This is a genomic window from Dactylosporangium sp. NPDC006015 (assembly GCF_040614215.1).
GTDB lineage: Bacteria > Actinomycetota > Actinomycetes > Mycobacteriales > Micromonosporaceae > Dactylosporangium > Dactylosporangium maewongense.
In genome coordinates, this window is record NZ_JBEXUD010000010.1 from 153,323 (window position 1) to 165,407 (window position 12,085).

Genomic DNA, 12,085 nt, shown 5'->3' on the forward strand with positions numbered 1-12,085 from the left:
CGCTCAGGTCGGACGTATCGCCGCCGATCGGTGAATCCGTGGAGCGTGCAGAGTCGCGGCGTTCGAAACGGCGGTGGCTGGCCGACCAGCCGGTGGCCAGGAAACTCCTGCTGCTGGTGCTGGTGTGCTGCGCCGTCGGGGCCGTCGTCCTCGGCGTCGGGGTCAGCAGCCTCGGCGAGGTCAACGCCAAGGCCGGCGACCTGTACCGGAACAACCTCGTGCCCTCGTCGCACCTCGCGGCGATGAGCCAGTCGGCGATGAAGGTCCAGGGCGACGTCGCGAACCTCGCACTGTCCAACGGGCCCGTGGCCAGCAAGGCGTTCCAGGACGGCATCGCCGCCTCCGACGCCGCCGTCGACAAGGAGCTCGCCGCGTACCGGTCGACGGTCACGACGACGAGGCAGCGGCACCTGCTCGCCCGCTTCGAGATCTGGTGGGGCGCGTTCCGCAACATCCGCGACCACCGGCTGCTGCCGCTCGTCGCCGCCGGTGACATCCCCGGCTTCCAGGCCGCGTACCTCGGCGACGGCGCCACCGTCTCCGCGAACGCGATGGCGGCCCTCACCGACCTGCTCGCCTACGAGCAGGCCAGCGGCCGGTCCGGCGCCGGCCACGCCGCCGACGCCTACAACCGGGCGCGGATCGCCATGATCGTCGCGCTGCTCGCCGGGCTCGCCGCGGCGATGCTGCTCAGCCGCTACCTGACCGGGCTCATCGTCCGGCCGATCCGCCGCGTCCACGCCGTGCTGACCGCCGTCGCCGCCGGCGACCTGACCGCCGAGGCCGACATCCCGCAGCGCGACGAGGTCGGCGACATGGCCCGCGCGTTGAACGCCGCGACCGCCAGCACCCGCGAGGCGGTCAGCAGCCTCGGCGACAACTCCGCGACGCTGTCCGCGGCCGCGGAGGAGCTCACCGCGATCAGCCGGCAGATCGACACCAGCGCCACCGACGCCAACTCCCGCGCCTCACTCGTCGCCCGCGCCGCCGGCGAGGTCAGCGAGCACGTCGCCGCCGTGGCCAACGGCGCCATGGAGATGAGCACCGCGATCGAGGAGATCTCCCGCAGCACCGCGCACGCCGCGACCGTCACCGCCACCGCCGTCTCGATCGCCGCCACGACCAACGAGACCATCGGCAAGCTCGGCGCCTCCTCCGGCGAGATCGGCGAGGTCATCAAGGTCATCACGTCGATCGCCGGGCAGACGAACCTCCTCGCGCTCAACGCGACGATCGAGGCGGCCCGCGCCGGCGACTTCGGCAAGGGCTTCGCCGTCGTCGCCCAGGAGGTCAAGGACCTCGCCCGCGAGACCGCCCGGGCCACCGACGACATCGGCAAACGCGTCCAGGCGATTCAGCTCGACACCGAGGACGCCGTCAACGCGATCAGCCAGATCGGCGAGGTCATCGCGCAGATGAGCGAGTACCAGCACTCGATCGCCGCCGCCGTCGAGGAGCAGGCGGTCACCGCCCGCACCATGGGCCACAGCGTCGACGAGGCCGCCGGCGGGTCCGTCGACATCGCCACCAACATCTCCGGCGTCGCCGACGCCACCAGGTCCACCAACGAGGGCGTCACCAGCACCGGCGAGGCCGTCGACCAGCTGGCCCGGATGGCCTCCGACATGCGCGGCCTCGTGTCGCGCTTCAAGTACTGAGGATGCGTATGCGACGCCTTGTTGCGCTGCTGCTCTCGCTGTCGGTGCTGTCCGGCTGCACCGAGGCGCTCAAGACCGGCGACGAGGGTTTCTCCGCGCGGGTGGCGCTGCTGTTGCCGGAGCGCAAGGCCAGCCGGTACGAGGCCGGCGACCAGCCCTACTTCGCGCAGAAGCTGTCGGAGCTGTGCCCGGCCTGCGAGGTCGACTACCGCAACGCCGAGCAGGACGCCGCGACCCAGCTGCAGCAGGCCCAGGACGCGCTCGCCAAGGGCGCCAAGGTCCTCGTGCTCACCCCCGTCGACAGCGTCGCCGCCGGCCAGATCGTCTCCGCGGCGGCCGCGAAGGGCGTGCCGGTCATCTCGTACGACCGCCTGGTGCTCAAGACCGCGGTCGACTACTACATCTCCTTCGACAACGCGAAGGTCGGCGCGCTGCAGGCGGCGGCGCTGCTGCAGGCCCTCGGCCCGAAGGCGGCGGCGGGGGAGATCCTGTGGATCAACGGCTCACCCACCGACAACAACGCCACCCTGTTCAAGCAGGGCGCCCACGCCGGTCTCGACGGCAAGGTCCGCGTCGCCGCCGAGTCCGACACCGCCGAGTGGAACCCCGACAACGCGAAGGCGTGGACGGCCCGCACCCTGCCGACCCTCCGGGGGCGCACGATCGTCGGCGTGTACGCCGCGAACGACGGCACCGCGGGCGCCGCGATCGCCGCGATGAAGGCTTTTGGCTTACCGCAGGTGCCGGTGACCGGGCAGGACGCGGAGACGGCCGCGCTGCAGCGAATCCTCGTCGGCGACCAGTACATGACCGTCTACAAGGCGATCCGCACCGAGGCCGAGACCGCGGCGGCCCTCGCGAACGACCTGGTGCGCGGCAAGCGGCCGGCCGCGCCGGCGAGCGTCGACAACGGCGCCGGCCAGGTCCCGTCGATCCTGCTCGACCCGGTGACCGTCACCAGAGACACGATCGCGTCCACGGTGGTGAAGGACGGCTTCGTCACGCCTTCGGCGCTGTGCGCGGGCGCCTACGCGGAGGCGTGCAAGGCGGCGGGGATCGCCTGAGCCCCGGGTCTTGTGTTTGTTGGCTAATGGCATTAGCTTTAAAGCTATGGAACTTAGCTTCGCTGTTGAGGGTGGCCGCATCGGGTACGACGACAGCGGCAACGACGGGCCGCTCCTGCTGTGCCTGCCCGGGATGGGCGTCACGCGGATGACGTACGAGCTGATCCGGCCGCTGTTCGTCGACGCCGGCCACCGCGTCGTCACGATGGACCTGCGCGGCGCGGGCTCCTCCGACGCCGTCTGGTCCGACTACTCACCGGAGGCGATCGCCCGCGACGCCGTCGCGCTCCTGCGCCACCTCGACGCCGGCCCGGCCGTGCTGCTCACCAACTCCTACACCGGCGCCAGCGCGGTCTGGGCCGCCGCCGAGGCCCCTTCGCTCTTCCGCGCGATCGTGCTCTGCGCCCCGTTCGCCAGGGTCATGCCCGCGCCGAACCCCGTGATGCGCCTGGCGATCGCCGCCGTCGGCCGCTTCCGTCCACTGTGGATGCTGTACTGGTCGAGCCTGTTCAAGACCCGCAAACCCGCGAACCACAAGGCGGAGCGCGCCGCCCTCGCCGCGAACCTCGCCGAGCCCGGCCGTATGGCAGCATTGCGGGCGATGTTCGCCGCCGACGTGTCCGTGTGCGAGGCCCGCATGGGCGAGGTCCGCACGCCCGCCCTGGTGCTCATGGGCACCAAGGACCCCGACTTCCCCGACCCCGCCGCCGAGGCCGCTCTGGTCGCCTCCCGCATCGGCGCCACCGTCACGATGATCGACGGCGCCGGCCACTACCCGCACTCGGAGTTCCCCACCGAGACCGCGTCGGCCGTCCTCGCGTTCCTCAACCAGCCCGCCACCCGTGCCTAGGCCAGCCCTGAGGCGGGACGCGGTCGTCGACGCCGCACTGGCCCTCGTGGACGCGGCCCATGCCTAGGGCGGGCCTGAGCCGGGACGCGGTCGTCGACGCCGCACTGGCCCTCGTGGACTCCGAGGGCCCGGCGGCGCTGACCCTCGCGGCGGTCGCGGCTCGGACTGGGGTGGCCACGCCGTCGCTGTACAAGCACATCGGCAGCCTCACCGACCTGCGCAACCTTCTTGCGGTGCGCCTCCTGGACGAGTTCACCGCCGCCGCCACCACCGCCGTGCTCGGCCTCAGCGGCGACACCGCCCTCGAAGCCCTCATGCGCGCCTACCACCGCTACGCGATGACCCACCCGCACCGCTACGCGCTGCTGCCGCAGGCCCCTGACCCCGACCCGGCGGTCACGGCCGCCGCGGACAGGTTCGTCGAGGTGTGCTTCGCCGTGCTGCGCGGCTGCGGCCTCGCCGACGACGAGCTCGTCCACGCCACGCGGATCGCCCGCGCCGCCATGCACGGCTTCGCGGTCCTGCACACCTCCGGCGGCTTCGGCCTGCCCCAGTCCGTCGACGCCACCCTCGACCGCCTGATCGCCACCGTCGTCCACGGCGTCACCGCCGCAGCCCCGCACTGAGCCCCGCCCTGAGAGCCCCACGCGGCAGCCGTACGCGGCAGCTGCACGGTGAACTCCGCGCGGCAGGGCCTCACGCGGCAGCCGCACGGTGAATTCCGCGCGGCAGGGCCCCACGGCAACCGCACGGTGAACTCCGCGCCGCCGGTGAACTCCGCGCGGCGGGGCCTCACGCGGCAGCCGCACGGTGAACTCCGCGCGGCAGGGCCCCACGGCAACCGCACGGTGAACTCCGCGCCGCCGGTGAACTCCGCGCGGCGGGGCCCCATGCGGCAGCCGCACGGTGAATTCCGCGCGGCGGGGCCCCATGCGGCAGCCGCACGGTGAATTCCGCGCGGCAGAGCCTCACGCGGCAGCCGCACAGTGAACTTCGCGTCGCAGAGCCCCGCGCGGCAGCGTCGCAGGGCCCCGTACGGCAGTCGCGCGGTGAACTCTGCGCCGCAGCCTGACACTAACCCCAGCGCGTAACTCCGTGGCCCCGCCTGCCCGCTGTGGCCGGCGCCTGGCTTCCCGGGCGCGGGCCTGAGTGCGGGCCGGCGGCGGACCGGCCGGACTCGTCGCCCTTGGGTGGGGCGGGCAGAGCGACGACTCGCGACCCCATCACACGACTCCGGCGGGTGCGGCGCCTGCTTACCTAAGCACCGTACCAACGCCCACCTAATTGATCTTCGATGGCGTCATCACCACTTTACGCTGCGTTCCATTGCCGCCCAAACCGGCGGCTCGTGCTCACTCGTGGGGGAGCAGGAAGCGGTGGTTGACCTGGAAGCGGGTGCCGTCCGGGGTGGCGAGGACCGGCCAGCTCGACGGGTCGGGGTGGGGCAGGGCGCGCAGGAGGGCGCGGGCCTGGCGGCCGCGGAGGTCGAGCTGGGCGACGAACTCGTCCTTGCCCAGGCGGGGCAGCGGCACGTCCGCGGGCCACTGGGCCACGGGGGACGGGCGGGTCGACGGCGGTGGGGTCGACGGCTGCTGGGCCGGGTCGAGCTTGACGGCGATGAGCCGCACCGCGTCGGGGTGGTAGGACGAACCCGTCCGCAGGGTGCGGTCGCGCAGCTGGGCCAGGTGGTCCAGCAGTGAGTACGACGCCTGCGGGTACGCCCTGTCCGACCGGGTCTCCTCGAGCCCCTCGTACTGGGCACGGAAGCGCCGGCCGTTGCCACGGACGGTGAAGACCGTCGACGGCACGTCGGCGATCATCGGGGCGCCGGGGCGGCGGCGGGAGTTCGCGGGGTCGCGCAGGACCAGCAGGGCGTGGTTGCGCAGCGAGCGCAGCGTGCCCTGGCTGATCTTCAGCCGGCGGGTGGCGTCGGCGATGAGCGTGCCGTCCTCGTAGGCGGCGAGGCGCGCGGGGCGCAGCGCGGTCCAGCCGGCGGGGACGAACCCGCCGGTCAGCTCCCAGGTGAGCAGCGGCTGAGGCCGCCGTCCCGCCTCGGTGTCCTCCGGCGCGGCCACCGCGATCGCGGCGCCGCCGACGGCGGCCGTGAGGCCGACCGCGCCCGCCCCCAGCAGCAGACTCCTGCGGTTCATGCTTTCGTCGCTCCCGTCCGGCCGGGCCTCATGCCCAGCCACTGGTGACCTTAACGACAAAACGGACTAAATGACTCAAAGATGAGCGTAATGAACATATTGAAGCTGTTGGTAGGGTTCGAGGATGGAGGATCGCTGGCACGCACCGCTGCGGCACATCAAGGGCAGGGAGCTCAGTGGCGACACCCGGCAGACCACCGGCATGACCCGCCTGGAGGCGGTCTCCGGCAAGACCGTCGGCTCCGAGAAGGTCTGGATGGGGCAGACCCACGTCGCCCCCGCCACCAGCTCCGGCGACCATCACCACGGCGAGGCCGAGACCGCCATCTACGTCGTGTCCGGCCATCCGGTCTTCGTGTTCGCCGAAGGCGGCCGGGAGGTCAGGATCGAGACCGAGCCGGGCGACTACGTCTTCGTGCCGCCGTTCGTGCCGCACCGCGAGGAGAACCCGGGCGCGGAAGAGGCGGTCGTCGTCATCGCCCGCAGCAGCCAGGAAGGCATCGTCGTCAACCTCCCCAGCCTGTTCACCGACGAGACGGGCTGACCGCCGACGAGACCGGATTGACCGCCGGCGAGACGGGCTGACCACTGACGAAGCGGGCTGACGGCCGGCCGCTTCCGGTGGTGGCGCGCGCTTTTCGCATCCCTGGAGTGTCCACGACGTCACGGACCTCGATGGTCCAATCGCCTGCCATCGCTGTCGTCGGTACCGCTCCGACGCGCCGGAGGGCGGGGTGACATCGCGTGTGAGATCGATGATGAGCGGTCGATGATCTCGTTTCGACGCCATAGGTTCCGAACTACACCGCGGTTCATTCCGGGTGTTGACAACAGTTCGGTCTCGTCCAGGTTCCTGGAAAGCCCTTGCCTCAGTCGCAGGGCGGGTCGCGCTGGCGGCCACAGGATGCACAGCTGAGTCCTGGACCTAGCGTTGGAGCACGTTCTGTCCTCAGTTCTCCGCCTCGTCGCGGTTTCAATAGTCCTGTCCGCCGTCGTCCTGCCCGCACCCACCTCGGCCGCCGCCAGTCGTCAACCGACCGCCGCCGCCGAGATCCCGCAACAGCTCGCCGCACGCACACCGGTGCTGCGCGCGGACCGGTTCTTCGAGCGGCGCAACCCGCCGGTCCGGCCGGTCATCCAGACCGCACAGGCGGTCCAAGCCGTGGTGAAGGCCCCGAAGGTCAAGACCACCAACCAGGCGCAACCCAAGCAGAAGCCCAAGAAGCCCGCGGTGCCGCAGGTGCAGACGCCGGTCGTCGCCGGGTCGGTGAGCGCCGTTCTGGCGTACGCCCGAGCGCAGCTCGGCAAGCCGTACGTGTGGGCCGCGGCCGGGCCGAACTCGTTCGACTGCTCGGGGCTGGTCGTGGCCAGCTATGCCCGGGCCGGCATCAAGCTTCCGCACCAGACCGGCGGCCTGATCGGCCGCGGACGGTCGGTGTCCCGGGCCCAACTGCAGCCCGGAGACCTGGTGTTTCCCAGCTCGGGCCACGTCGGCATCTATCTGGGTGACGGCATGATGATCCATGCACCGCACCCCGGCGACCACGTCCGGATCGCCAAGGTCTACGCGTTCTACGCCGGGCGCCGCATCATCGGCTGAGCCCTGCGAGGGCCGCCGTCACACGGCAGCGAAGCCTGCCGCGCCTGAGCGAGGATGCCGCGCCGCAGTGCAGCTGCCGCGCCGCACCGAACCATGAACGCCGGCGCGCCCGATGAAACTCCGCCCCGCCGCCCGCCGCATTGCCCAACACCCGGAACTGCCCGGCATCGGGTTCACCGGTTGTATCGGCGGGCGGCGGTGGTGGCGACTGCGAGCGAGTCCCTGACAGTGAGTTGCGTGGATGAGTCGCTTGCGATGGACATGTGACACGGATAGTCTTCTCACATGACTATACAACTGCGATCACCGAGCTACTTCGTGCTCGCCGCGTTGTTGGACGGGTCGCTGCACGGATACGTCATCATCAAGCGGGTCGAGGCACTGTCGGACGGGTCGGTCCGCCTCGCCGCCGGCTCGCTGTATGCCGTGCTGGACCGGCTCGCCGAGGCAGGCCTGGTCGAGGTGGTCAGCGAGGAGATCGTCAACGGGCGGGCCCGGCGCTACTACGCGCTCACCGCCGACGGCGGCGCCGCCCTGCAGGAGGAGGCGGCCCGGCTCGCGGCCGCCGCGAAGGTCGTCACCAACGCGACGGCCCGGCGCCGCGCCATCAACACGGCGGTGAGCCCCGCATGAGCACCCCGCACCACCACGACAAGCCCGGCACAGGCGAGCCCGGCACGAGCGCACGCCGCCACGGGGGCGGCGAGCCCGGCATGCCCACACCCGCCCACGACGAGGCGGACACGCCCACACCCGCCGACGAGGCCCGCACGCCCACACCCGCCGGCGAGGCCGACATGAGCGCACGCCGCCACGGGGGCGGCGAGCCCGGCACGAGCGCCGACAGTCAGGCCGGCACGAGCGCAGGCACGAGCACCGGCCCCGAGGCCGTCCTCGCCCGCCGCTACGAGGCGCTGCTGCGGGCGTACCCCAAGGCATGGCGGACCGGGCGCGGCGAGGAGATGCTCGGCACCCTGCTCGACGCCGCCGAGCCCGGCCGCCGGACGCCGAGCCCGCGGCAGGCGGCGAGCATCCTGGTGCAGGGCACGAAGGAGCGGTTCGGCCTGCGGCGCCACCGCACCGCCGGCGCGGTCTGGTCCGAGGGGCTGCGCATCGGCGCCCTGGTCCTGCAGGCGCAGTCGCTCCTCGCGCTGCTCTACTTCCTGTACGACATCCGCCTCGACGTCTACTTGTCGACCATGGTCGTCTGGGGGGTCCTCACGGCCGCGTTGGGCGCCGGCGCCATCCTCGCGCTGCTCGCGGGCCGGACGGTCACCGCGACCGTGCTCACGGGCCTGTGGACCGCCGTGCCGTTCGCGTCCGACGGCGTCTCGCACCTGCTGCTCACCGCGCTCGTCGTGCTCGTGGGTCTCAGTGTCGCCGACCGGAGCCCCGAGCGGCGCAGGATCTCCGCGGTCTGGCTGGTCGCCGCGCCGGTGGGCCTGCTGATGTGGCTGGGCTATCTCCTGGTCACCGGCGCCTACTTCTCCCCGGGGTACGGCCTCTTCTACCCGCTCGCGCTGCTGGCCGCGATCACCGTCGGTGTCGTGGCGGACCCGCGCCTGCCGATCGCCGTCGCGGTCCTGACCGTCGTCGTGATCCTCGACAACTCCGTACACCTCCCGGCGCCACTGGACACCTACCGGCCGGCGGACACGTTGACGTGGCGGCTCGGACCGACGATCGTCGTCTTCGCGGCGATCGCCGTGGTCCTGCTCGCGATCGGTCATGTGCGGGCCCGCCGGCTGGCCCGGATCTGACGAGCCGGATCTGATCCACCGGGTCCTATGCTTGCCGGATGAGCGCGGAGCACCGCCTGGCGAGGGCCCGGGAGCTGTACGAGCGGAGCGTCCTCGGCGACGACCACGACGCGCTGCCCACCGCCGACCGCGAGCTCGACGCGGTCGAGGCGGACCTCGCCCTGGCCCGCGGAAGGGTCGTGCACGCCCGGTTCCTGCGGGACAGGGTCGAGGACCCGGCGGAGCTGCCGCTGTTCTCCCGCGCGGCGCAGCTCTACCAGCAGCTCGGCGACGCGCGCGGCGAGGGTGAGGCGCTGTTCTGGATCGGGTGTTTCCATCAGGTGGTCCGCCAGGACGACGACGCGGCGGTCCCCGCGCTGCAACGGGCGAGAGTCCTCGCGAAGGCCGAGGACGACACGCTCACCCTGTCGTCGGTACTGCATCACCTCGGCATCTCCGCGCACCTGGCGGGACGGCTCGACGAGGCACGCGAGCACCTGCTCGACGCGGTGCGGCTGCGGGAACGGGCCGGTCACCACGCGGGCGTCGCGGCGAGCCTGCTGACCCTGGCGCAGCTGGAGGCGGCGGCGCGGCGGCACGACGAGGTGCCGTCTTTGCTGGAGCGGGCGGAGCGGCTCGCCGCGGAGCACGGCGCCGCCGCCGTCGCACGCCAGGTCGGTGAGGCCCGCCGGGCGCTCGGCTACGATCGCGCCTCATGAGCATGATCACGCAGTACGCGCGGCTGCGCGACGGCGACCTGGCCGACCTGCGCGTCCTGCTGCGCACCGATCATTTCGCCGCGAACGACCAGATCACCGACCGGCCGCACGTCGACGTCGACAAGGCGTGGGGCGGGCTGGAGTTCCTGCTCGCCCAGATCGACGCGCCCGTCGACGTGATCAGCGGCGGCGTGCCGATCACCGACGAGCAGTGGGGCTACGACTCGCCGCGGGTGCTCACCCCCGAGGAGGTCGCGACCGCCGCCGGGTTCCTCGACGTCACCCCGTTCGCCGACCTCGCCGCGCACTACGAGCCGGCGGCGCTGACCGCCGACGACGTGTACCCGATGATCTGGCACGAGCCGGGGTCCCTGGACTACCTGCGGTCGTCCTACGAGACCCTGGTCGCGTTCTTCCACGCCGCCGCGGCCGACGGCGACAGCGTCGTCATCTGGATGAGCTGACGCTCCGAAGCTCTGGATGAGCTGACGCTCCGAGGTCAGGCGCGGGCGCCGCCGAACCACTTCAGCCGCAGCGCCCGCAGCAGCAGCCCCGGGCTGGCGAGCGCGTTCGGGTGGTCCAGCATCGTGGTCACCCGGTTGAGCTTCTGGCTCGTGACGGAGTCCGTCATGGAGGCCTTGAGGATGACCTCGCTGGCCCACTTGATGACCTTGTAGCCGCGCGGCTGGCCGCTGGTGATGTGCGGCAGCCCGAGATCGGCGAACGTCGACACCTGCCAGGCCGCGTCGACCACCACGCGGACCCGCTCGAAGTAGCCGCGGGCCGGCTCGGTGGCGAGGTCGGGCCCGGTGCGCAGCCACTCCGAGAGGCACGACGCGTGCAGCGTCGCGGACGTCATACCCTGGCCGTACACGGGGTTGAACGACGCGACCGCGTCACCCGCCGCGATGATCCCCGTCGGCAGGCGGTCGACCTGGTCGAAGTCGCGCCGGCGGCTGTCGGCCTGGTGATACGTGATGACGTTGCCGATCATCTTCCCGCGCTCGGCGATGTCGCCGAACATCGTCGGGAAGTACTGCCGGCAGCGCTTCGCGAACTCCTCGACGTCGCGGCTGGGCCGGTCCGCGTCGTAGCCGGCGACCAGCATGATCCAGCGGTCGCCCTCGACGGAGTTGATGCCGCCGATGCGGGCGACCCGGTCCTTCGCCGGCGTGGTCTGCGAGATCGCGATCCACGTGTCGCTGACCGCGGGGTCGCGCTCGAACAGGGCCGACGCATAGTTGAGTTTGATCGGCATGCGTTGCATCGGTGCGCGGGGCCAGCCGTGCGCCTCGAGCCAGTCGTTGAGCGAGCTCGCCCGCCCCATCGCGTCGACGACCAGGTCGGCGGCGAGCTCGACGGCAGCGTCCTGTCCTCCGTCAGCGTTTGCGGCGTCGGTACCGGCAGCGCCCTGCCGCCCGCCGTCGTCGGCTCCGGTGGCCGGGGTGCCCGTCGCCGCCGGGACGTAGCGGGCCCCGACCACGCCGCCACCCTCACCGGGGGCGAACAGCAGGCCGTCGGCGCGCCCGTACACCATCCGGACCTTCGGGCTCTCCAGGACCCGGCGGCGGACCTGGGCCTCCAGGAACGGGCGGGTGGTGATGAGGATCGGCTTCTCCGGCGGCGGCTCGGTGGTCACGCGCAGCTCGTCGTTGATGAAGATCTTCGCGTCGGTGCGGCCCTCGTCGGGGGCGCCGGCCGCGATCGCGCGCTCGGTGAAGTCCGGCCACCAGCGGTCGAGCTGCACCTGTCCCGCGGGCAGCAGCGCGTGGACCTGGCTGCCCTGCGGCACACCCGGGCGCGGGCCGGCGTTGACGTCGGTGTCGTCGCGCTCGACGATGACGACCTCGTCGGCGTGGTCGGCGAGGACCCGGGCGGCCATCAGACCGGCCATGCTGCCGCCGAGGACGACCGCCCGCCGCATGAGGATTTTCGTCTCGGCCGGCGGGTGCGGCGTGTTGATCTCCGCGAAGCGCTGCGCTGCTGTGGCTGCCACATCGAAGATCTTACCCAACAGGCGAAGAACCTTCTCAATGTGCCTCTGAGCTGCACATTCACGATCGTGTCAAGAGACCCCCTTGGATCGCACTATGGTCGTCGAAATCTTGCGGGGATCGCATCGAAGTATTGCGTGAAGCTGCGGGTTGCTGGCAGGATTCCAGCCCAGAAGCCGACATCGGCAGCACCGCCAACCGCGCCGTGACACCGCGTGGGCTGCTCAGTGCCGGTCCGCGGGTCCGCCTGCCCGCTGCACCGCCGATACAAGCCCCCGCCCGCCCCGTCGCCAGTCAGCCGTCCCGCCGCA

General features: G+C 72.0%; 12 protein-coding genes. 10 read left to right on the forward strand and 2 right to left on the reverse strand.

Features of this window, described 5'->3' with window-relative positions; all coding sequences use genetic code 11:
- Positions 1–38: 38 nt before the first annotated feature.
- The 4 genes from ABZ321_RS19965 to ABZ321_RS19980 are packed head-to-tail and all read left to right on the forward strand — an operon-like array spanning position 39 to position 4,198.
- The gene (locus ABZ321_RS19965; protein WP_354893118.1) at positions 39–1,658 is read left to right on the forward strand and encodes a methyl-accepting chemotaxis protein; all 1,620 of its coding nucleotides are present in this window, start codon (positions 39–41) and stop codon (positions 1,656–1,658) included.
- Between the two features lie 8 nt (positions 1,659–1,666).
- Complete coding sequence (locus tag ABZ321_RS19970; protein WP_354893121.1) at positions 1,667–2,722, forward strand: substrate-binding domain-containing protein; 1,056 nt, start codon at positions 1,667–1,669, stop codon at positions 2,720–2,722.
- A 46-nt stretch (positions 2,723–2,768) separates the two neighbouring features.
- A complete protein-coding gene (locus ABZ321_RS19975) occupies positions 2,769–3,572 on the forward strand; it encodes an alpha/beta hydrolase (RefSeq protein ID WP_354893124.1) in 804 nt (267 codons plus the stop codon).
- A 59-nt stretch (positions 3,573–3,631) separates the two neighbouring features.
- Positions 3,632–4,198: a TetR-like C-terminal domain-containing protein gene (locus tag ABZ321_RS19980; RefSeq protein WP_354893127.1), complete on the forward strand. Its 567-nt coding sequence runs from the start codon at positions 3,632–3,634 to the stop codon at positions 4,196–4,198.
- 726 nt (positions 4,199–4,924) lie between these two features.
- Here the strand turns inward: ABZ321_RS19980 and ABZ321_RS19985 are convergent.
- Positions 4,925–5,722 carry a hypothetical protein gene (locus tag ABZ321_RS19985; RefSeq protein ID WP_354893130.1) on the reverse strand — a complete coding sequence of 266 codons (798 nt, stop codon included), beginning with the start codon at positions 5,720–5,722 and terminating at the stop codon, positions 4,925–4,927.
- 124 nt (positions 5,723–5,846) lie between these two features.
- On the opposite strand from ABZ321_RS19985, the gene ABZ321_RS19990 reads away from it, so the two are divergent.
- From ABZ321_RS19990 to ABZ321_RS20015, 6 genes are all read left to right on the forward strand, one after another.
- On the forward strand, positions 5,847–6,266 hold the full coding sequence (locus tag ABZ321_RS19990) for a cupin domain-containing protein (RefSeq protein WP_354893133.1): 420 nt from the start codon (positions 5,847–5,849) through the stop codon (positions 6,264–6,266).
- A 387-nt stretch (positions 6,267–6,653) separates the two neighbouring features.
- Complete coding sequence (locus tag ABZ321_RS19995; protein WP_344502647.1) at positions 6,654–7,322, forward strand: NlpC/P60 family protein; 669 nt, start codon at positions 6,654–6,656, stop codon at positions 7,320–7,322.
- 285 nt (positions 7,323–7,607) lie between these two features.
- The gene (locus ABZ321_RS20000) at positions 7,608–7,955 is read left to right on the forward strand and encodes a PadR family transcriptional regulator (protein ID WP_344502646.1); all 348 of its coding nucleotides are present in this window, start codon (positions 7,608–7,610) and stop codon (positions 7,953–7,955) included.
- Positions 7,952–9,082, forward strand: a complete 1,131-nt coding sequence (locus tag ABZ321_RS20005) for a hypothetical protein (RefSeq protein WP_354893136.1) — start codon at positions 7,952–7,954, stop codon at positions 9,080–9,082. The genes ABZ321_RS20000 and ABZ321_RS20005 overlap by 4 nt, the downstream gene beginning before the upstream one ends.
- 38 nt (positions 9,083–9,120) lie before the next feature.
- The gene (locus tag ABZ321_RS20010; RefSeq protein ID WP_344502644.1) at positions 9,121–9,780 is read left to right on the forward strand and encodes a tetratricopeptide repeat protein; all 660 of its coding nucleotides are present in this window, start codon (positions 9,121–9,123) and stop codon (positions 9,778–9,780) included.
- Positions 9,777–10,244: a YfbM family protein gene (locus tag ABZ321_RS20015; RefSeq protein WP_344502643.1), complete on the forward strand. Its 468-nt coding sequence runs from the start codon at positions 9,777–9,779 to the stop codon at positions 10,242–10,244. Before ABZ321_RS20010 ends, ABZ321_RS20015 begins: the two co-directional genes overlap by 4 nt.
- 35 nt (positions 10,245–10,279) lie before the next feature.
- On the opposite strand, the gene ABZ321_RS20020 is transcribed toward ABZ321_RS20015, so the two are convergent.
- Positions 10,280–11,776 carry an FAD-dependent oxidoreductase gene (locus ABZ321_RS20020; protein WP_344502642.1) on the reverse strand — a complete coding sequence of 499 codons (1,497 nt, stop codon included), beginning with the start codon at positions 11,774–11,776 and terminating at the stop codon, positions 10,280–10,282.
- Positions 11,777–12,085: the final 309 nt, after the last annotated feature.

Excerpts from the sequence above, each read along its gene's own strand:
- ABZ321_RS19985 (WP_354893130.1), bottom strand. The coding sequence starts at position 5,722 with ATGAACCGCAGGAGTCTGCTGCTGGGGGCGGGCGCGGTCGGCCTCACG.
- ABZ321_RS19990 (WP_354893133.1), top strand. The coding sequence starts at position 5,847 with ATGGAGGATCGCTGGCACGCACCGCTGCGGCACATCAAGGGCAGGGAG.
- ABZ321_RS20005 (WP_354893136.1), top strand. The coding sequence starts at position 7,952 with ATGAGCACCCCGCACCACCACGACAAGCCCGGCACAGGCGAGCCCGGC.
- ABZ321_RS20010 (WP_344502644.1), top strand. The coding sequence starts at position 9,121 with ATGAGCGCGGAGCACCGCCTGGCGAGGGCCCGGGAGCTGTACGAGCGG.
- ABZ321_RS19980 (WP_354893127.1), top strand. The coding sequence starts at position 3,632 with ATGCCTAGGGCGGGCCTGAGCCGGGACGCGGTCGTCGACGCCGCACTG.
- ABZ321_RS20015 (WP_344502643.1), top strand. The coding sequence starts at position 9,777 with ATGAGCATGATCACGCAGTACGCGCGGCTGCGCGACGGCGACCTGGCC.
- ABZ321_RS20000 (WP_344502646.1), top strand. The coding sequence starts at position 7,608 with ATGACTATACAACTGCGATCACCGAGCTACTTCGTGCTCGCCGCGTTG.
- ABZ321_RS19970 (WP_354893121.1), top strand. The coding sequence starts at position 1,667 with ATGCGACGCCTTGTTGCGCTGCTGCTCTCGCTGTCGGTGCTGTCCGGC.
- ABZ321_RS19975 (WP_354893124.1), top strand. The coding sequence starts at position 2,769 with ATGGAACTTAGCTTCGCTGTTGAGGGTGGCCGCATCGGGTACGACGAC.